Below are 21,000 nucleotides of genomic sequence, written 5' to 3' on the forward strand. Positions count from 1 at the left end.
TTTTACTACCTTTGCATGCGTTCAAACAGAATGTTGTCTATTATGGCTGGGTGGCAACGATTGAGTGAACAAGTAATAATAGACAAAAGTTTGAGTGGGTTACAACATTTAAAGTTTTTAATATTAGGTGAAGCATGCTATCTTGGTATGCTTAAATATTATGGCTTTCAATTGACTTACACGCTCTGACTTTTATAAATAAAAAAGAAGTTTGAAAACATTTGAAGAATTAGGCGTTAGCGAAGAGATTCGCCACGCAATAGAAGAACTCGGTTTTGAACAACCGATGCCTGTTCAGGAAGCAGTAATCCCTTATTTATTGGGTAATGGAAATGATGTAATAGCACTTGCACAAACAGGTACTGGTAAAACCGCAGCTTACGGTATTCCTGTTTTACAGAAAGTAGACCCAACAAAAAAAGAGACTCAAGCACTTATTCTTAGTCCAACTCGTGAACTTTGTTTGCAGATTGCTGACGACCTTTCCGATTTCTCTAAATACATCGGAGGGCTTCATGTCGCTGCCGTTTATGGTGGTGCATCGATTGAAATGCAAAGTCGCCAACTCCGTAAGGGTGCTCAAATCATTGTAGCTACGCCTGGTCGTCTTATCGACTTAATGAAACGAGGTGTAGCAAAATTGGAAAACGTGAACAACGTTGTACTTGATGAGGCTGACGAAATGTTGAACATGGGCTTCACAGAAAGTATAAATGCTATTTTCGAGGGTATTCCTTCTGAACGTAACACATTGCTTTTCTCTGCCACGATGAGCAAAGAAATTGAGAAAATAGCCAAAAGTTATCTGAACGATTACAAAGAAATTGTAGTGGGAAGCCGTAACGAAGGTGCCGAAAAGGTAAACCATATTTATTATATGGTACATGCAAAAGACAAATATTTGGCATTGAAACGAATTGTAGACTACTATCCAAGTATCTTTGCTATTATCTTTTGTCGCACAAAAGTGGAAACGCAAGAAATAGCCGATAAACTAATACGCGATGGATACAATGCAGAAGCTCTACATGGCGACCTTAGTCAGCAGCAACGCGACCTAACCATGCAAAAATTCCGTCAGCATAACGTACAATTCCTTGTGGCTACCGATGTGGCAGCCCGTGGATTGGACGTTGATGACTTAACCCACGTTATCAATTATGGTTTGCCCGACGATATTGAAAGCTATACCCACCGAAGCGGTCGTACTGGTCGTGCAGGCAAGAAAGGTACATCAATTTCGATTATTCACACTCGTGAGCGTTACAAAGTAAGGGAAATTGAGAAAATTATCCAAAAAGAATTTGTAGACGGAACATTGCCTGCTGCCAAAGAAATTTGCAGTAAGCAACTTTTTAAGGTAATGGACGAAATTCTTAAAGTTGATGTAAACGAAGAAGAAATAGAACCATTTATTAAGGATATTAATCGCCATTTTGAATTTATAGACAAGGAAGATATTATTAAGAAAATCATTAGCATGACTTTCAATCGTTTTTTGGAATACTATGCTAATGCTCCTGAAATCGAAAAGCCTTCGGGCAAACGTAGCGACAGAGAGAGAGATCGTGGAAGTCGTAACAGTCGTGGCGAACGAACGCGCAAAACTCCACGCACTCCTGAAGCTGGCTACAAACGATTATTTATCAATCTCGGTAAAGACGATGGTTTCTACCCTGGAGAAGTGATGCAATTCATTAATAAAAACGTTCATGGTCGCCAAGCAGTTGGTCATATTGATTTATTGAGCAAGTTCTCTTATATTGAGGTACCAGAAAAGGACGCTACCAAAGTAATGAATGCCCTTAGCGGAGCAACTTACAAAGGACGTGAGGTACGTTGCAACGATGCAGAAGAAGGTGGTCATGGTCGTGGTGGTCGCAGCAATGGCGAGCGTCGTGGTAGACGTAGCGATAACGAAAATGGAAATCGTCGTTCTGGAGGCTATCGTCAAGAACGTAACAGCAAACCAAAACGCAATACACGTTCACCAAAAGACGACAACGAAAATGGTGATTGGCGTCAATTCTTCCAACAAAACACTAAATTAAAAGGTGAAATGCCAGATTTTTCGGAAGAAGGTTGGGCAAGGAGAAAACCTAAAAAGAAATAATTTTATGTGGAAATAATGGAAAAAAGCACTCTTTTAAAGGAGTGTTTTTTTTGTTTTTTTTGCAAAACATATTTTGACATGAAAAGAATAAAAAAATATCATTATAATTTGTCAATTTAATCATTTTGTATTATCTTTGCAAGAAATGTACATTAAAATCCTTAAAAAGGAAAATCGAAAAAAGCATAACTATGTTTCTTTGGGCAAAGGAATGTAGAACAATCTAATAATTAACAATTCAAAATTTTAGTCTATGAAAAAAGTAATTTACTCATTGGTTGCATTGGCAACATTAGCAATGCCCGCAATGGCACAAGAAAAAGTTGATGTAGTCGTAGGTTTCGAAAATCCAGAAGGTGCTGCCCTCAATCAAGGGGTCTATGGTGGTGAAAAGAAAGGTACACCTACAAAACCATATGAAAAATTTGGAAACAAGGATATCGAGCGTTACGATTGTACTTACAAGGAAGGATTAGTAACCTTTTACCTTGACTATGATTACAGTGTTAAGTATAAACTTGGAACATCAAACGGTATTAGCTTTGCTGCAATTACCGAAACTGACTATACCTATAAAAACCTTTATTTCAAAAATGTAAAGGGCGGTGGTAGTAAATCAAAAACTTATGGTATTGTTTCTAAACAAGGAGCTTGTTTCGAATTGGCTGATAATGCTGAAGTTAAGAGTATTGATATCGTAAATGCTATTTACCCTCTTAAATATATTTTGAAAAGTACAGAGCCTGATGAAAAATTTGTAGAAGGCGACAACTTTGTTCTTCATATTGCAGGTTACAAGACCCTAAAAGATAAAGTTCCTGCAAAAGAAAAAGAGATTGTACTCGTAGAATTCAAGAAAGGTGCAACAGAAGTAGAATATATCAAAGATTGGCAAACTGTTGACCTTTCTGAATTCTTAGGACAGAATATTAAATGCGTAAAGTTTAATTTCACTGGTACAAAGAAAACATCTTATGGTTTGCTTTCAACTCCTGCTTATGTAGCTATTGACAATATCGTATTATCAACAACAAAGGCTGTTCCAGGTGGTATTACAACTGTAAACAATGAAAAAGCAGTTGAAGTAGCTCGTTATTCTATTGATGGAACACAACTTAGCGCTCCACAACATGGCTTGAACATTGTGAAGATGAGCGATGGTACAACTCGCAAAGTTATGGTTAAGTAAGGTTGTCTTACTCCTGCTTTCGTAAGAAAAACGGTAAAATAAATATAAATCCCATAGTTTTCCACAAGGAAAATTATGGGATTTTTTTAGTGTAATAAATTTATTCTCCCTCCAAAAAAGACTCAAAATAGAGCAGAAGTGCAGTAAAATTGTGAAGAAAAAATAAATATTTGTTACTAATCGGTCTATTCCAATGTAAAAAATGTATCTTTGCGAAAATTATAAAGCGGAACTTTTTTTTCGCATAAATATTAAGAGTAACAGATTGTTTAATAAAATTCATCAAAAATAAACATGCAAAATATGAAAAAAATTATTTTAAGCCTATTGGCAATGGGGCTTTTTGTAGCTTCACCACTGACTGCCACCTCTAATAATAGCAATGGTATGGTTGTAAGTACTCCTAAAAAGGAAGCTAAAATTACACCAAAAGCACTCACACAGAAACTTGCTAAAGAGTTGAAACTGAACAAACAGCAAAAGGCTAAAATCCTAAAACTCAATACAGAATATGCTGAAGTCATAGCTTGCCCACACGGTAATGGTATCATCAAGCCAATGTGTAAGCATGAAATGGAAGGTTGCAAATGTTGCTGCGATAAGCAACAAGGTGAATGCAAGAAGCAATGTGGCAATGATTGCAAGAAAGAAGGCGGCAGCAATTGCACAAAGAACCAAGAGGGTTGCAAAGGTAAATGCGGAAATAGCTGCAAATGTAGCTGCGATAAGCAACAAGGTGAATGCAAGAAGCAATGTGGCAATGATTGCAAGAAAGAAGGCGGCAGCAATTGCACAAAGAACCAAGAGGGGTGCAAAGGTAAATGCGGAAATAGCTGCAAATGTAGCTGCGATAAGCAACAAGGTGAATGCAAGAAGCAATGTGGCAATGATTGCAAGAAAGAAGACGGCAGCAATTGCACAAAGAACCAAGAGGGGTGCAAAGGTAAATGCGGAAATAGCTGCAAATGTAGCTGCGATAAGCAACAAGGTGAATGCAAGAAGCAATGTGGTAATGACTGCAAGAAAGAAGGCGGCTGTAAGAAAGAATGCGGCGACAAATGCAAAATGAATCACGAAGGTTGCAAAAAAGAATGCGGAAATAGCTGCAAAAACAAGCAAAATGGCTGCGATAAGAGTTGTGAAAAAAACTGCAATGAGCAAAAAGAAGGTTGCAAGAAAAATAGTTGTGAAGACTGTCCACGCACTTATCGTGAGAAAATGATTCCAAATAAGTTAGTCTACTACTCAAATTCAAAGGCAGTAGACGCTAAAGACAAGCATATAATGGACATGAGAGCAAAGCGTAATAGCTATATTTCTCGTTTACAAACGATTCTTACCAAAGAACAATTTGCAAAATATTTGAAATTATAAGCAAGTGAAAATAATATAAAATCCCAATTATCAGCCTCTTTAATGAATCGTTACGCTGATAGTTGGGATTTTTTTGTGAAAATGCTGCGAATTGATTAATACAAAGTGCCTATTTTGCCACTCAAAATAGGCTCTTTTTCATTGCAAAACAATAGCTTTTTGTAGAAATAGAAATTATTTTGAAAAATATTGATAATCATTTTGAAGGAGGTTTATACTTGTAGATAATTATTTTTATCGTCTTTCTTTAAAAAAACGTTGCATGAGTGCTTTGCATTCTTCTTCTCGAACCCCTTTTGTTACTACGGTTTTAGGGTGTAAGGCTTTCGGAGCATGGAGAGAGAAACCACGTTTATCGTCGCTACAACCATAGACTATGCGCTTGATTTGCGACCAACCCAATGCGCCAGCACACATTATGCAAGGTTCAACAGTTACATACAATGTGCAATCTTGCAAATATTTGCCACCTAATTCGTTTGCCGACATGGTGATGGCTTGCATTTCAGCATGGGCTGTAACATCGGTTAAGGCTTCTGTAAGATTATGCGCCCGAGAAATAATGCGGTCGCGACACACGATGACGGCTCCAACAGGTACTTCGCCTTTTTCGAAAGCTTCTTCAGCCATAGCCAAAGCACGCCCCATGTAGTATTCGTCTTTCTTTATTTGTTCTTCACTGCTCATATTTTGCAAAAATACAATATATATTTCATATTTCAGAAAAAAACTCTACCTTTGTAGTTCATATAACCTGTCGCCTATGAGGGCGATTTATTTCACCTAAAATTTGGAATAATATGGCGTTGCACAATGAAATAGGGCGTTGGGGGGAAGACCTTGCATGTGAATTTCTCATGCGTGAGGGCTACAGAATATTGGAACGTGATTGGAAAATTGGCAAGCGTGATTTAGATATTGTTGCCATTGACGATGATGTTTTGGTTATCGTTGAGGTGAAAACCCGTAGCAATGAGCGATATGCCAATGCCGATGAAGCGGTTACACCACAGAAAATACGCTCAATTTCGATAGCTGCCAACTCGTATGTAAAGATGTTCGGCATGAATAGGGAGATTCGTTTCGACATTATCACCATTGTTGGTACGCCAGAAAAGCATGAAATACGACACACAGAAGATGCTTTTTTACCTTTTATTTAGGTGAAAAGCCTTAAAAATAAGATTGTTTATATCAATGAAAATAATAGATAAATTAAAAAAAGCCTTCGAGAAACAACCTGTTTCCACGACTAAAATAGTTCGTTTAGACTCGGTGGAAAGTACAAACGGCTATCTTCGCACCTATAAGCCCGAAGAAAACGAGCCCATGACGGTGGTTATGGCTGACTATCAGACGGCTGGACGTGGACAGGGAACGAATAAATGGGAAAGCGAAGCAGGCAAAAATTTATTATTTTCAGTGCTTTTACACCCTTACGAAATTCCTGTTGCTACCCAATTTTTATTGTCAATGTATGGCGCATTGTGCCTACGCGATGTGCTAACCAAGTACGTTGGCGAGGATATTACGCTGAAATGGCCGAACGATATTTATTGGAAAAACAAGAAATTGAGCGGAACATTAATCGAAACCAAATTGAGTGGTGGCAGAATTAAAGATTGCATTTTTGGGGTAGGGCTGAATGTGAATCAAACAGTGTTTAAAAGTGATGCTCCAAATCCAGTTTCTCTTTGCCAAATATTAGGAAAAGAAATTGATAGAGAGGCACTTCTGCAAAAAATAGTGCAAGCCTTTGAACGCAATTACGAATGGATACGAAGTGCTAATTATGGTGCAATTTCGAGTATGTACCACGATGCACTCTATCGTGGCAAAGGTTTTTATTGGTATGAAGATAAAGACGGTGCATTTGAAGGAGCGATTGTCGAGGTAGAAGACAATGGACATTTAATTTTACGCGACCGTGAAGGCAGAATTAGAACTTACGAATTTAAAGAAATAAAGTATGGCAAGATTTAAAAGAATACTCCTTAAACTTTCTGGCGAAAGCCTTATGGGAAAACAAGGACATGGGATTGACCCTGAACGTCTTGAAGATTATGCACGGCAAATCAAAGAAGTGCAAGAAATGGGCGTTCAAATTGGAATTGTAATTGGTGGTGGTAACATCTTTCGTGGGTTGAGTGGCAGCCAAAAAGGCTTCGACCGTGTGAAGGGCGACCAAATGGGTATGTGCGCAACTGTGATTAATTCTTTAGCACTTAGTTCTGCTTTGGGCGCATTTGGCGTAAAGTCTAAAGTGATGACTGCTATCAGAATGGAACCCATTGGAGAGTTTTATAGCAAGTGGAAAGCCATAGAAGCACTCGAAAATGGCTATGTTTGCATTTTCTCAGCAGGCACAGGTAATCCTTATTTCACAACCGATACAGGTTCAAGTTTGCGTGGTATAGAAATCGAAGCCGATGTTATGTTGAAGGGAACTCGTGTTGATGGTATTTATACTGCTGACCCAGAGAAAGACCCAACGGCAACAAAGTTTACCGAAATTACTTACGATGAAATTTACAACAAGGGGTTAAAAGTTATGGATTTAACGGCAACCACTATGTGTAAAGAAAATAATTTGCCTATTTATGTGTTCAATATGGATATTGTAGGCAACTTGAAAAAGGTAATGAATGGCGAAGAAATTGGAACATTAGTTCACAATTAATTCTTTAAGTAGGTGTTCATAATTAGAAACCACCTTTGCTCGTTGGGCAAAGGTGTTTTCTTTTTGCTATGAATAGTGTGTTTCTTATCTCACAATCTTTTTACCATTAATGATATAAATACCCTTTGGAAGAGTGCTCAATTCTGAACGTGTGCCTACATATTGACCTTGAATATTATAAATTCTATTATTTGCCTTTTGATTTATTGCGTTAATAGCCTCAATTTCATCTGCAACATTATTCTCTAATGTTACTTTGATTGCTTTAAACTTTGAAGTTAGAGTCGCATTAAATGTTACAGACTTTTCTTTACCTGTCCAAATATAAGGAGTGTCGTCCTCATTATCGCATTCCACTTTTTTACCTTTATATGTAATATCGCAGAAATAAGGTTTGTTTACAAACTCAATGCGAGTAATAATCTTACCCTCTTTGGCAGTAAATGTAAAGTCATTTTCTTTATATGCCATATACACATTATCTATAATTCTGTTCCAATACACATCACTATTTTTCTTTTGTGTCATTGTTACCGAACCTGTAGTCATCTTTACATCATCATCTAATTTACCTGCTTTTTTATCATCTCTAGCATCTTCAGCAGTTGTAGTAGGAACACCCCATGTATTCTTTGAGAAATCAAAGATAGAAAGATTTTCTTCTGGCTTAGAATCATCGTTACCATTACCTTCATTTTTTCCGCCCTCTACTATAATTACAATCTTTTTAAAATCAGAAACATCTTCTCCTTTGAATGAAACCTCTGTTCTATTTCCTGTCCAAGAAGAATGCCCTTTTGTATCTTCTGTCCGTATACTTAGTTTATATGGGTCTTCTACAAAATCAGAATTAGGGTTTTCGCAGTAAAAATCAATACGAGTAATATTTCCTTTCCCCTCTTCTACCGAGAAAGTAAAGATATTACCCCTATAACAAATGTATTTTTTATCTACAATTCTATTCCAATTTTTTGCATTTTTTTTCTTTTGGGTAATTGTTACGCCATCGGTTGTAAGAATTTTGCTATCGTCTTCTAATTTTGCAACGTTTGCATCTTTGTCTGCTACTTCTTTAGTTGTTGTTGGCGCATTCCACGGATTTTTTGAAAAATCGAATACTACTTCTCGTTGTGCCATAGCTTGTATGGTCATGGCAACGAGGAACATAAGTGTAAGAAAACTTTTTTTCATACTTGTTGTTTGTTTAATTTGTTTGTTAATTGTTATTGATTAAATGTATAAATTACTCTATTTGTTGAGTTAAAATTCTTCTATTTCTGCAAAATTAGTTTCTCCCCATGTAGCATTGTTACTATATTGCTTTTTACTTCCTTTGGGAACATAAAGTTTTTTGCTTGTCGGTGTCTTGCTAAAAATGGCAGCATTTGCTGTAGGAGGCGTTGTTGCACGACAGAATACTTCAGCAAGTTCTATACAACCTGTAAATGCGTTTACGCCAATTGATTTCAGTGTAGAAGGCAAATCTATTTTATTCAAATTTGTACAGTTCAGGAATGCCGAGTGCTTAATATTGTTTACTGCTTTAGGGAGAACAATATTTGTCAAACCAACACAATTCTGGAATGTTCTAACATTAATAACTTTCACCTTATTAGGGATATTTATTGCACTCAATTTCTTGCAATCAGCAAAGAGATAGGCTCCCATGCTATAAACATTCTGTGGAATTTGAATACCATCTAATTCAGAACAATCTCCAAAAGCAAATGTTTCTAACTTTTCTAACGTTTCTGGCAATTTTATACCCTTCAATGATTTACAACCAAAGAAAGCATAACTACCTATTAATGAAAGATTTTCAGAAAGTTGAACAAATGACAACGAACTGCAATATTTAAATGTTGTTTCTTCTATTTTTGTAATATTATTTGGAATAACAATTGATTTTAAACTGGTACAAGAGCAGAATGCGTTGTTCTGAATTTGCCTTAAAGATACAGGCAATTTTATTTCTGTCAATGCTTTACAACCATAAAACATACTTTCGCCTATGGTTTCAAGTCCTTCTTCTAAAGTTACTTTGTGAAGTTGGTCGCAATAAGCAAATATATTTTGCTTGATTTCTTTCACTGATTGAGGCACACTTACCTCCTCAAGGGCATGGCATTGGAGGAAAGCACCTTCGCCAAGGCGTTCTAAATGAGTAGGTAGAATGACTTTTTTTAAGTCATTGCAGTAAATAAAAGCGTGTTTTGCAATGAATTTCAGTGTAGAAGGGAATACTACTTCACGCACTGGAGATTCTCTAAAGGCTTCACATTCAATCCCCACAATACCTTCTTCAAGAATAATTTTGCCGTCAGCAGGCACTAATTCTTGTGGCCATTTGTACAAAATATGGTCTTTAACAATAACGCCATCAGGCATTGGTGTAGCAGCTTCTGTTACTGATATTTCAACTTTCACTTGCTCGTTGCTCTTCTTATCGGTAACTATCAAGTTGGATTTTCCAATGGCAATCGAATTAATCGTAATTATATTATTTTCTAAAACTGCCGTTGCCACCTTTGTATCAGCCATTTGGCAATTATAATCGCCACTGCCTTCAAGTATATTTATGGTTGCTTTGTTGCCCAATTGTATTGTTAATTGGGTTGTAGAGAGTTTCAATTTCGCAAACTTCTCAGGTTCTTTTTGTTCTTCTTTGGGTGTTGATTTAATATCATCATTGTCTTTACTGCAACTTGCCAATAAGGCTGCAAATGCAAATAAAGCAACAAATGAACATCTGTAAATTAGTTTCATCATTTCTTTTTATTTGTTCTATTACTTTTTTGATTATTACTTTCAGCTATTTTCGTTATTACTTTCGGTCTAAATTTTCTTGTCCGTTACCTTTAAACACCATTCTGCGAATTTTCCCACCCACATGATGGTCGGCTTCTACTACTTTTCCACCCTCTTTATTTGTAGCATTGATAATGAAAACTGAGGCACACGCATGGGCAGGAGCTTTCTTATTTTCGGCTGCAACATACATTTCGTTGGAATTATACGGATTGAAAATGATTTGCTTAATCACAAAATTTTCCCCTAACTCTATATAAGGTTTATTGCTAAAGTTCTGAGCTTCGTAGTTGAAAGCGAAGATTTTACCATTTTCATTGCCATAATACATGATTGGTTTTGTAGGATTTACACCAATGGCATCATTTGCCTTGATATTTCCATTAGCTGAAATATTGGTTAAAACCGTCTCTTCTCCCTTCAAAGCCTTTGGCGATAAGCGGTAAATATTAACCTCTCCTGCGCTTGTATATCCTACAAACAAGAAGTGGCGAGGCTCATAACGATGGTCGGCTAATTCGTTTGCATAAACTCCATCGCAAGGAAGTAAAGCCATTGGTGTAACATCGCAAACTAAATTTCCTAAGGCTGTACCACCCAAACCAGCAACATAAAGTAAGCGTTTTGAGTTTAAATCAAAATGAATGCGTACCATATCGGTTGGCAAAGGAATTATAGAACAAGCTAAATCGGCTATTCTCACGCCTTTAGGGAGTTGGTGGTTTGCTCTTCCTTCGAGGAAATGGTGGTCTAAAGTCATCATGTAGTCTCTTCCATTCCCAATAAAATAGATAACATTAAAGTCTGGATTCCAACGGAAATTTTGTCCTCCAAATGGTGCAAAAGCAAAGTTTGGATAAAATTCGCCTTTTCCGTCATACACAATTTCGGTTTTAACCTCAAGCGTATTAGGGTCGAGCAAGTAAACTTTTCGTGGATTATCGGTACTAACCACAACGTTTAATCCTTCAAAATCGTTGATATTATTTGGATTTGTGATACCTTCTCCAGTCCAACAGAGTGCCAACGGCGTTGTTCCCAACATAAGATTAGGGTTGCTTTGCTTAAAAACGTTGGTTGCCATTGGTATGTTTTGAATATCTAAAGCCTTATAAGCAAGTTCTGCTCCTTGCTCTCCTTCGGTAAATAAGAGCAATCCACGGTTGTAATCTGAATAAACAAAGAGTTTAAACTCTATGATTTTTGCAGTTCCGTCGGCAGCAGTTACTTTTAAAAAGCATGGAAATTCGCCCAATTTTGAGCAAGTATAATGGAGGGTTTCGTCATTGCTTACTTTCTCGTGATTAATGTTCCACTCGTAAGTAAGTTGTTGTTTTTGTTCGCTATCAAACTTTACATTGGGTTTAATCTGCAATATTGCCCCTTGTTTTAGGCTGTATGCCTTTTCAATACCTTCAACGTTGGTTAATTTTCCTTCCTTCTTTTCAGGTTGTGGAACAATGTCGTCCAACTTGTTTTCAGAACAAGCAGTCATCAATAACACCGCTATGAGCAACAAGTAGATGTTCTTTAGTTTTTTCATTTTATTTGTTTCTATTATTTTTTTTCTATTTTTTCCTTTATGGTTCAATCGATTTAATCATATTTTCACACCTCCCATACTACATCAGGAAAGGTTATTCCTTCTTCAGGGTGGGCATCAAAATACTCTTTTACTCGTTTAAAAATGCGCAAGTATTCGTATTTTCGACTCTCAAACTGTTCCTTTGTAACAGGATTACCGTTGTATTCTATGAACTTTTGGTATTTCCTTACATCGTATTCTCCCAACCAATAAGCCACCGATGTCCACCAAATTGGCATATCTAAACGATTGTTGAAAACAATTTTAGTAAGGCTTCGTTCTAAAATTTGTGGCTGCAATGGCGATGATTCGTCAATACCGAGCGTTAAAACATAGTCGGAATGGTCGTCTAAAGCACGACGATTTATCTTAATTTTCAGTGTATCGTGGGTTGCATTAGACTTTATTTTTCGGTTTAAATCCAATTGATTGTAATGCAAATTGGCTATTACCGTGGTTGCAGTATCAATGATTTGCAACTTATAGAAACGTTCTTCCGACTGCAATTCGCCTATTGTTTCAACAAGAACACTCACTGTTGAATCGGTTATAGCATACGGCAAACTGCCCAAAGCTACTTTGTATGTAGACTTTTCAAAGCATATTCCGCTTTTAGTAGGCTCGATAAAATCGGACGAACAACCCACTATTGCCCATAGCGAGAACAACAAAAGAATGATTGAAGATATTTGTTTCATAACTTTTTCCTTATTTTTCATTTTTCCAAACCTTTCTCACTTTCAGGCAATGGTAGGACGTAGGTTTCGTTATTGGCTTCTATGCGCTTGCCATTTAGTCCTTCCATGTTGCGCCATAAGCGTTTGTTGGTAAAGAAAATTTGTCCTTCTCCCCAATATTCTCTTGTAATTTCGTCAGCAATCCAACGTTGAAAACGCTCTTTTGTACTAATTTCTTCCATACCAATAGGTTGCAAGCCACGAGCCGTAATAACTGTATTGATAGCGTTGAGCGACCCTTGCTTATCTTTATTGTACACCGCTTCAGCCAAAATATAATACATTTCAGGCAATCGAAACATATTGATTCCAGGGATTCTGTTCGACTTCCATTGGTGGTTTTCCTCGTAATCTTTATCGTAAAGTTTGGTAAATGCCGTAACAGGTCTTCCCCAATTGGTTGCCGCGAAATAGGCTTGATAGCGGTAATCGTTATTTACGGTTGAGAAAGTCTCAGTTTTAAATAAACGCTTGTAGTTCTGTCTTACCATATTGCAGGTGGGTGTGCTATGGTCAGGAAAGAATAATTGGCGCACATTGATGTACATTTTAGGCGCATTTAACACCCAAATACACTCTGTTTGAGCATCGTAGCCCATGAAAAGTTGCAATACATTATTTTCTTTCACCAACTTATACTTTCCATTTATTACCTCTTTTGCCAATGTTTCTGCCTTTTCCATGTCGTTTCCCCATAGAGCCACACGCGCTTGCAATGCTTTTACCGCATCGAGGGTTATGTAAACGTTTTTACTATCGGGCTGTTCATTGGCTAAAAACTCTTTTTTCGCCTCATCAAGGTCGCCCATAATGTTTTCATAACACGCTTTCACTGTTTTTCTTTCACTTGCCTGATTGCTTGCTTTCGTTACATACGGAATACCCAATGCGTTGGGTTCAGTGATATTGGGTGCAAAAAGGCGGAGCAAATCGAAATGCAACATAGCCCTAAGCGTTAGGGCTTGCGCTCTGTAACTACTCATTTTGGGGGTTGTCTTTCCCTTTATGTGTTCCAAAAGACTATTAATTGCATAAATATTATAATAAGCCGTTGCCCAAATCTGGTCAATTTGTCTTCTTACATCTTTGTCCTCATATTGTAAATTGTAGGTTTTTGCAAGTATGGTAGTCGTAGTCGCCTCGTGGTCGTTGTAATACAACTGTGCTATCTCGTCTACAAAACCAAACGAAAGACTATTTCCATAGAGTTCGGGTTTGGTAAGTGTGGCGTAAATACCTGTAAGCGCATCTTTTGCACCTTGCTCATCGTCAAACATTTGCTTATCATTGATGAGTCCAGGGGTATCTATTTCAACGAAATTGCACGCCGAAATAGTAAATGTAAGCAGACTTATTATGAAGAAAAATTTAATCGATTTCATGCCTTAAATTTTAATATTAAGTCCTAATTCATAGATATTTGCAAACGGATAAGCCAACCCTCGTTCGCGCTTTATGGTGGATAGGTGCAAGAATTGTCCCATCGAAAAAGTTAAACGAGCATATTGTATATGAAGCAACTGGCACAAACCATTTGGAACATCATAGCCCAACATGAGCGATGTGCCGTCTAAGGCGTACTCTTTTTTAACAAATCGTGATGTAGGAGGGGTTATCTCTTGCGCTGCAATATGCTTATAAAGTGCGTTGTCGCCAGGAGTTTGCCAACGATTGTAGAACGCTCTTCGGTCTACATTGTGCATTGGATTGATGCCTTCCACCTTGTTTGCCAATGTTGCGTTGTAAATGGTAGCTCCTAAACGATAGGTAAACGATACCGACAGACTGAAATTGCCAGCATTGGCAGCCAAACCGAATGCGCCTTGCAGGGTTGGAGTTAGGTCGCCAACTACAATTCGGTCGTTATAACTGTAAGTATAGGTTTGCTTTCCGTCTTTCACAACAAATATTTCTTTTCCATTTGCAGGATTGATACCAGCCGAACGCATTACCTTTAAGGCTGTAAGCGACTCGCCTTCAGCATATATAGCAACAGGCAATTTGTTAGATTGCTTTGCGTTTTCTGCATTCTGATTTCTTAAATAATCGCTTATTTTCACAATGCGGTTGCGGTTGTGGCTTGCTGTAACGTATGCGTTCAGTCCCCAAAACTTACCATCTATGATTCTACCACGCAAAGACAACTCGTAACCACTATTGCGTATTTGCCCTAAGTTTTCTTTTGCATTGGCAAAACCTGTATGCAGCGGTTTAGAAACGGTCATTACCAAATTGTTGGTTGTATTCTTATAAATATCGAAAGACCCACTAAGGCGGTCGGCAAACAAACTAAAGTCTAATCCGAAATTGGCTTTTGTGGTGCGTTCCCATTTCAAATTTGGATTGACCAAAGCCACAGGCATAGCTCCAATTTCATTGTTATAAATGTAATTGGCGTGGTAGCGGTAGGCTAATTGGGCTTGATACGGACTGAAACTAACATTGCCCACAGTGCCAATACTGGTTCTGATTTTCAGTAAGTTAATGGGTGTATTCTCCAAAAAACGCTCTTTGTGTAAATTCCAACCTAAGGCTATCATGCTAAAAGGGGCGTAACGCTCTGATGTTCCAAACTTTGACGAACCTTCACGGCGGAACGATGCGTCAATAAAATATTTGTTTTCAAAGATATATTGCACATTCAAATAGCCGCCAAACATTCTCGCTTTGTCTTTTCCACCCTTTGGTGTGCTGCCTTCGGCAAAGGCTGCTGCTTGCGAAGCATGGTCTATTTTGTCGGAAAGTATGCCTATTGCCGTAAAGCCATTGCTTTCATTTTCAGTTGCTTGAAGGTTCAATCCCAATGTAGCAATTACTTGATGAGCCTTAAAAGCCTTTGACCAAACTGCAAAAGCATTGGCAGAAAAATCAGTAGCATTGCTGTGCAGAATGTCAAAACTTCCACGTTTTGCCTTGTCGGTATAATTAAATTTTACGGAGCGTGGCGAAAAGAATGTTTCGTTATCGTTTTGTGTTTGGGTCAAAGCTATTGTTCCTTCCAAACGCAAATGTTTTACAACGTTCCAACGCAGTTTAGCACTGTTGGAAATTACTCTGCTTTTCTGTTCAATATAGCTGGAAAGGGTCTTTTCGTAAATGGGATTAGCCATGCCAAAAGCCAACTCCGTATTGAGTTCACCGTGGTTATTGTAAGGCGCATCATAAGGATTTAATTGGGCATAATCGGCAAAACTTCCGTAAGGAACATCATGGCTTTGTCCACTTTCTATGCGTGCTGTGTATTGCAAGAATAATTTTGAGAAATCGCCGTAGGTTAAATTCACTCTAACGGAAGCATCTCGGCGGTCGCTTTTGTCCATAACGCCTCGCACATCGTTAATACCTGCCATGAGCGTATAGCGGAAAAGTGGCGTACCCCCCATAACGTTCACGTTGTGGGTTTGTGTCAATCCTGTGCGCAAAGGTATTTTCAGCCAATTTGTATTGATGCCTGCCTTTACTCTATCCAACTTTTCGTAATAATCTTTTTGGCGTTTTACGTCTATATCGCTGCTACCTGTGAAATTTCCGTACAAGCCAGCTTTGCGCTCAAACTCTAACTTTTCGGCTGCATTGAGGAGGTTATAATCCGATAAATCGGCTACACTTATTTGAAAACGATTGGTATAATCGACATCTAATTTGCCGATGCGAGTAGGCAAAGAGGTTATGACAATGACACCATTGGCTGCTTTTGAACCATAATAGGTTGTGGCTGCCGCATCTTTTAAAACCGATATTTGAGAAATGGTAGAGGGTTTCAAATTGAAAACTACACGCACATCAACTTCTACACCATCAAGAATGAACAGTGGAAGATTAGTGCGGTCGCCCTCAATAAAGCTGCTTCGCCCACGAATTACCATATCGGGCAACTTGTTAGGGTCAGCTCCAAAGTTATTATTAGGTGTTAATTCAAAACCAGGAACATTGTTTTTTATCAGTTCCAATAGGTTTGTATTGACCTGACTCTTGAGTGTTTTGCTATCAATGGTAAAAACCGAACCTGTATATATTTCCTTTGGTTTATTAACATAGCCTGTAACGACAACCTCATCGAGTGTTTCTTCGCGTACAGAAAGTGTGTCTTTGCCTGTTTGTGCAAAACAGGAAAGACTCAAAAAGAGAGAAGATATGGCGAGAAAACCATACTTGTTCGTTCGATTTCTTAATGTCATTATAACCTCTGTAGCTAATTCACTCATTTAGAATTGCAAAATTACTATAATGGGAACATTATGGCAATACTCAAAATTTATGATTTTAGAATAGATAATGATTTGTAAAAAGTAACGCTAAAACAACTACGCTTTAATGATATTATTGCCTATTTTGTTTTTAAAACAATACTATTAAGGTTTTAAAACACGATTATTTAATTTTGTCATGCTGTATTTTTCTGTTTTGAATATGTAGTTTTCCCTTACAAGTCTACATTATTAGGTATCCGAAATTTATGGAATTTAGAACAAACGCTATTTTAGCTCATTTTAAAACCCATTGTTTTGACCTTCAAAACCTATTGTTTCGAGGTTCAAAACCTATTGTTTTAGGCTGCAACTAATCAGCGAAAATGAAGAAATATCGAAGTTGGTGCAAACAGACTGATAATGAGTAGGAAACGGAATAATTTGCATAGAAGTGCTCTTTTCAAAAAGGGCAGGAATATGCAGATTTAGGCAGAAGTTCAGTTACTAAACCGTTACCCGATTTCGTCATAGGTAACGATGGAGTAATGTTCGGTAACTGAATTATTTTCGCTCGTGTGGCTGTTGCTACGGTCGGCAGTTTTCTGCATAAGTGATGAACGCTTTGAAATTGGTATTTTTGCCACAAAACATCAAAGCGTATGAAAACAGAAAAAATGAAGGTGTTGCTCTACCTCAAAAAGAGCGGTCTGGACAAGTCGGGCAAGGCTCCGATTATGGGACGCATTACCATTGGACGTTCCATCGCCCAGTTCAGTTGCAAGCTCTCCTGCAATCCTGACTTGTGGAATCCCCGTGAGAGCAGAATGGACGGAAAAAGTCGTGAGGCGGTGGAGGTGAATGGCAGGTTGGAGAACTTGCTGCTGTCCATTCAGTCAGCCTATCAGTCTTTGCTTGCAAGATGTTGCCCATTTGACGCAACCGATGTGAAGGAACAGTTTCAAGGCAGTGTGCAGACACGGTGCATGCTCATCGAAAGGCTTGATATGCTCATAAAGGAGAAAGAAAGTCATGTCGGTGTAGACCTCAGAAAAGAGTCAATGGCAAGCTATCACTCCACGAGAATCCACTTGCAGGAGTTCATCCAAAAGAAGTATAAGGTTTCAGACTTAGCTTTCTCACAACTGACAGAGAACTTCATCCATGAGTTTCAGCAGTACTTCTTGGGGGAGTGTGGATTTCAGGAGAGCTCATTCTACAATGTCGCCACCCATTTGAAAACAGTTTGCAGGCAGGCTTACCGTGAGGGGTTGGCAGACATCCTGCTTTTTGACAAAGTCAAAATCAGCAAGGGTAACAAGAAACTCCCCAAAGCACTTGACAGAGGAGCATTTGAGAAGTTAAAGACTCTCCACTTTGAGGAATTGGAGGAGGAAATGGAAACGGCAAGGGATATTTTCCTCTTTGCCTGTTATACGGGTGCTGCGTATTGTGATTTGATGGAACTGGACAAGTCCCATCTTGTGCGTGATGACGAGGGTAGCCTTTGGCTGAAGTTCAACCGTCAGAAGACAAGTGTGCCTTGCCGTGTCAAACTGTTACCCGAAGCCATACGGCTGATGGAGAAGCTCCACAGCGATGAAAGGGAAACATTGCTCCCTTTCATGGGATATACCACTTACCAATCTTATTTGAAAGCCCTGCGGCTTCGTGCAGGCATCTCGTTTCCTTTTACCACACATACGGCAAGGCACACATTTGCCACGCTCATCACGCTTGAACAGGGTGTACCCATTGAGACCGTGAGTAAGATGCTGGGGCATTCCAACGTGAGCATGACCGAGCGTTATGCAAAGGTAACACCGCAGAAACTCTTTGAGGAATTTGACCGTTTCCTTTCTTTCACTGAAGATATGCAGTTGACTATTTGACCATTTCTTTCATTCAACATTGTTTTATAGCTAAATAACACATGAACAATTCAATCAAGACCATTATGAGAAGTACATTCAAGATACTGTTTTATATCAACAGACAGAAGATAAAGGCAGACGGCAATACTGCCATTCTCTGCCGTATCACCATCGACGGAAAGAATACCGCCATTACCACAGGAGAAGAGTGTAAATTCTCCGAGTGGAACACCAAGCAGGGTTTGACAACCAACAAGAAGACCAATCAAAGAATTAATGAGTTCAGGGATTTGGTGGAAAAGACTTATCGGGATATTCTTGTAAAGGATGGAGTGGTAAGTGTGGAGCTTGTAAAGAACTGTTTACAGGGTATTGCCACCAATCCGACCACGCTCCTTGCCATGAGCAGGGCGGAACTCCAAGCAGTCAAGGAAAATGTTGGCAGATCAAGGGCAGAGGGAACTTATCTGAACCTGTTCTATTCTGACAGAAATCTCCGTGAATTTGTAGAAAACAAAGGAGTACAGGACATACCCATCGGAACAATTACAGAGGACTTGTTCGAGGAATACCGCTTCTTTCTCAAAAAGCGTGGACTGAAAGCATCTACCGTCAACAGCAACCTCTGCTGGCTGAGCCGACTAATGTTCCGTGCTGTCAGCAAGAGGATTATCCGCTGCAATCCGTTTGAGAATGCCAAGTATGAGAAAGAGGAAAAGAAGATACGCTTTCTGCAAAAGAGCGATGTAATGAAACTTATGGCAATGAAGATGAACGACAGAGAAGCGGAGCTGGCAAGACTGATGTTTGTCTTTTCCTGCTTCACAGGCTTGACTATCTCAGACATGGAGAATTTAGAAAACAAGCATATCCAAACGACAGCGGACGGACAGAGGTATATAAGAAAGGAACGTCAGAAGACCAAGGTTGAGTTCATCGTACCATTACATCCCATTGCGGAAGCCATCATCAGCCATTGTCGGAAAGAGCGGGAAAGAAGCGAGGAACAGCAGACGGTGAAAGAAAAAGATGACCACTTTGTCTTTCACCGTAATTGTAGCCGTAGTGTCATGGATGCCAAACTGAGCATCGTGGGAAAGGCTTGCGGTATCCGCCAAAGACTTTCCTTCCACATGGCAAGACATACATTTGGCACGATGAGTCTGAGCGCAGGTATTCCTATTGAGAGCATAGCCAAGATGATGGGGCATGCTTCCATATCAAGCACTCAAGTTTATGCGCAGGTGACGGACAACAAGATTTCGGAGGATATGGACAGGCTTATTGCCAAGCAATCGGCAAAAGAAAAGGAAACTTCGGAGAGAGAGGCTTGTGAACCTTCGGATATTGTAACCTGTAAAATGGAGGAAACGGCATGAAGACAATCAATAATCCCAAAAGAAAAGTAAGCGTAACCAATCAGCGCAGTTATTTCGACTGGACTGATGGAATGCAGGTTGTTCGCAGGGGGAATGGCGAAATTGCCATGACGGAGAGTGAACTTGTGAAGTTCTTCGGGGTAACATGGAGGAAACTCAACCATAGGCTTCAGACAATTATGAAATCTTCCAACCTGCATCCCGATGAGAGGGTTGCAGGTGAGGAAGTTATCAAGAAGGGAAAGACCGTAAGTTATTCACCATTCTATCCCCTTCTTATTATCATCGCACTGTCCTTTCTATTGAACAGCATGGAAGCGCATTTGTTCAGAATGTACATCAGTAGAAGATTGCAGACAGAGGCTGTCATTGTAACGCCAATCTTCCTGTTGGACAATACCAAGAACTGATAAATATATTTCTTTTTCTTTCACTGATTATATCTTACTACATAACTACAATAAAGGATAAAGCGGTGAAAGAAAAAGGATTAACTTGTAGTAAAGTACTCGAAAATAATGGTACTACGCAGTAACTACATTTGCCTTTCTCTTTCATCGCTTTATTACGGATAAAAAGGAGATTATATGCTGTTTGTTATTTGCTTGACAATTCTTTGAAGCACGCTTTCATTGTTTACGAGTATGGATGTTGTGCCTGTCATTCCCTTGATAGTTTTATACCTGCAATCCGTTATCTTTACCTGTGCCGTGAACACACTACCTTTTGCTGTTTGTCGGGGTGTATGCGATGTGGCGGTTATCGTACCATTGGCTGTTCCGTATGTTTCGACATCGTAGCCCTCAAATTCTATGTTTGCCGTCATTCCTTTTGTTACCCAATTCACATATTTATAGGGAATGTCTATTGTTCCTTGATGTTCGTCTGCCATCTCAATCCTTGCACTGATGGTCTCAGGATAAGGGATAAAGTATGCACCTGTCAGCAGTCCCAATATCACAATGGTGATAATCGTGATACCATAACGGACTATCCTTGATGGTATCTCGCCAATAATATGCCTTACCTTCTCGCTGCGGAGTTCTATCTTATTGTCTACCATAATATTCCTTC

Annotated in this window: 18 protein-coding genes; 9 read left to right on the plus strand and 9 right to left on the minus strand. The window is 38.8% G+C overall.

Features of this window, described 5'->3' with window-relative positions; genetic code table 11:
- The first annotated feature begins 211 nt into the window (after positions 1-211).
- The 3 genes from DYI03_RS04270 (at position 212) to DYI03_RS04285 (ending at position 4,676) form a co-directional block, all read left to right on the plus strand.
- Complete coding sequence (locus tag DYI03_RS04270; RefSeq protein ID WP_021668731.1) at positions 212-2,113, plus strand: DEAD/DEAH box helicase; 1,902 nt, start codon at positions 212-214, stop codon at positions 2,111-2,113.
- A gap of 253 nt (positions 2,114-2,366) precedes the next feature.
- Complete coding sequence (locus DYI03_RS13575; protein WP_021668730.1) at positions 2,367-3,302, plus strand: DUF4465 domain-containing protein; 936 nt, start codon at positions 2,367-2,369, stop codon at positions 3,300-3,302.
- Between the two features lie 303 nt (positions 3,303-3,605).
- Positions 3,606-4,676, plus strand: a complete 1,071-nt coding sequence (locus DYI03_RS04285; RefSeq protein ID WP_147287664.1) for a VESA1 domain-containing protein — start codon at positions 3,606-3,608, stop codon at positions 4,674-4,676.
- A 234-nt stretch (positions 4,677-4,910) separates the two neighbouring features.
- On the opposite strand, the gene DYI03_RS04290 is transcribed toward DYI03_RS04285, so the two are convergent.
- A complete protein-coding gene (locus DYI03_RS04290) occupies positions 4,911-5,363 on the minus strand; it encodes a nucleoside deaminase (RefSeq protein ID WP_021669113.1) in 453 nt (150 codons plus the stop codon).
- Between the two features lie 113 nt (positions 5,364-5,476).
- Here DYI03_RS04290 and DYI03_RS04295 point away from each other — a divergent pair, with 113 nt between their 5' ends.
- From DYI03_RS04295 to pyrH, 3 genes are read left to right on the plus strand one after another with little or no spacing between them, the layout of a single operon-like run.
- Positions 5,477-5,839: a YraN family protein gene (locus DYI03_RS04295; RefSeq protein ID WP_021669112.1), complete on the plus strand. Its 363-nt coding sequence runs from the start codon at positions 5,477-5,479 to the stop codon at positions 5,837-5,839.
- Positions 5,840-5,873: 34 nt separating this feature from the next.
- Complete coding sequence (locus DYI03_RS04300) at positions 5,874-6,659, plus strand: biotin--[acetyl-CoA-carboxylase] ligase (protein WP_021669111.1); 786 nt, start codon at positions 5,874-5,876, stop codon at positions 6,657-6,659.
- Positions 6,646-7,356, plus strand: coding sequence for a UMP kinase (gene pyrH / locus DYI03_RS04305; protein ID WP_021669110.1), 711 nt, complete (start codon positions 6,646-6,648; stop codon positions 7,354-7,356). Before DYI03_RS04300 ends, pyrH begins: the two co-directional genes overlap by 14 nt.
- A gap of 84 nt (positions 7,357-7,440) precedes the next feature.
- On the opposite strand, the gene DYI03_RS13580 is transcribed toward pyrH, so the two are convergent.
- The 7 genes from DYI03_RS13580 to DYI03_RS13850 all read right to left on the minus strand — a co-directional run bounded on the left by DYI03_RS13580 (position 7,441) and on the right by DYI03_RS13850 (position 17,320).
- On the minus strand, positions 7,441-8,493 hold the full coding sequence (locus DYI03_RS13580) for a hypothetical protein (RefSeq protein WP_174905012.1): 1,053 nt from the start codon (positions 8,491-8,493) through the stop codon (positions 7,441-7,443).
- A 123-nt stretch (positions 8,494-8,616) separates the two neighbouring features.
- The gene (locus DYI03_RS04315; protein ID WP_021669108.1) at positions 8,617-10,125 is read right to left on the minus strand and encodes a leucine-rich repeat domain-containing protein; all 1,509 of its coding nucleotides are present in this window, start codon (positions 10,123-10,125) and stop codon (positions 8,617-8,619) included.
- 55 nt (positions 10,126-10,180) lie between these two features.
- Positions 10,181-11,707 carry a PKD-like domain-containing protein gene (locus DYI03_RS04320; protein ID WP_036870172.1) on the minus strand — a complete coding sequence of 509 codons (1,527 nt, stop codon included), beginning with the start codon at positions 11,705-11,707 and terminating at the stop codon, positions 10,181-10,183.
- A 65-nt stretch (positions 11,708-11,772) separates the two neighbouring features.
- Positions 11,773-12,447, minus strand: coding sequence for a DUF4843 domain-containing protein (locus DYI03_RS04325; RefSeq protein WP_025064760.1), 675 nt, complete (start codon positions 12,445-12,447; stop codon positions 11,773-11,775).
- A 17-nt stretch (positions 12,448-12,464) separates the two neighbouring features.
- Positions 12,465-13,868: a RagB/SusD family nutrient uptake outer membrane protein gene (locus DYI03_RS04330; RefSeq protein WP_021669105.1), complete on the minus strand. Its 1,404-nt coding sequence runs from the start codon at positions 13,866-13,868 to the stop codon at positions 12,465-12,467.
- Positions 13,869-13,871: 3 nt separating this feature from the next.
- Entirely contained in the window at positions 13,872-16,664 is a 2,793-nt protein-coding gene (locus DYI03_RS04335) for a SusC/RagA family TonB-linked outer membrane protein (protein WP_036870170.1), read from the minus strand.
- Between the two features lie 524 nt (positions 16,665-17,188).
- Complete coding sequence (locus DYI03_RS13850) at positions 17,189-17,320, minus strand: hypothetical protein (protein ID WP_262510456.1); 132 nt, start codon at positions 17,318-17,320, stop codon at positions 17,189-17,191.
- Positions 17,321-17,335: 15 nt separating this feature from the next.
- Between DYI03_RS13850 and DYI03_RS04340 the strand changes: the two genes are divergently transcribed.
- The 3 genes from DYI03_RS04340 to DYI03_RS04350 all read left to right on the plus strand — a co-directional run bounded on the left by DYI03_RS04340 (position 17,336) and on the right by DYI03_RS04350 (position 20,336).
- Positions 17,336-18,565 carry a site-specific integrase gene (locus tag DYI03_RS04340; protein ID WP_025064876.1) on the plus strand — a complete coding sequence of 410 codons (1,230 nt, stop codon included), beginning with the start codon at positions 17,336-17,338 and terminating at the stop codon, positions 18,563-18,565.
- Positions 18,566-18,630: 65 nt separating this feature from the next.
- The gene (locus DYI03_RS04345) at positions 18,631-19,926 is read left to right on the plus strand and encodes a site-specific integrase (RefSeq protein WP_115367955.1); all 1,296 of its coding nucleotides are present in this window, start codon (positions 18,631-18,633) and stop codon (positions 19,924-19,926) included.
- Positions 19,923-20,336: a hypothetical protein gene (locus DYI03_RS04350; RefSeq protein WP_021670367.1), complete on the plus strand. Its 414-nt coding sequence runs from the start codon at positions 19,923-19,925 to the stop codon at positions 20,334-20,336. The genes DYI03_RS04345 and DYI03_RS04350 overlap by 4 nt, the downstream gene beginning before the upstream one ends.
- A 173-nt stretch (positions 20,337-20,509) precedes the next feature.
- Here the strand turns inward: DYI03_RS04350 and DYI03_RS04355 are convergent, their stop codons facing one another.
- Positions 20,510-20,989: an HlyD family efflux transporter periplasmic adaptor subunit gene (locus tag DYI03_RS04355; protein WP_021670368.1), complete on the minus strand. Its 480-nt coding sequence runs from the start codon at positions 20,987-20,989 to the stop codon at positions 20,510-20,512.
- Between the last annotated feature and the right edge of the window lie 11 nt (positions 20,990-21,000).

The sequence above is a fragment of the Prevotella disiens genome, from assembly GCF_900454955.1.
In the GTDB taxonomy this organism is placed as follows: domain Bacteria; phylum Bacteroidota; class Bacteroidia; order Bacteroidales; family Bacteroidaceae; genus Prevotella; species Prevotella disiens.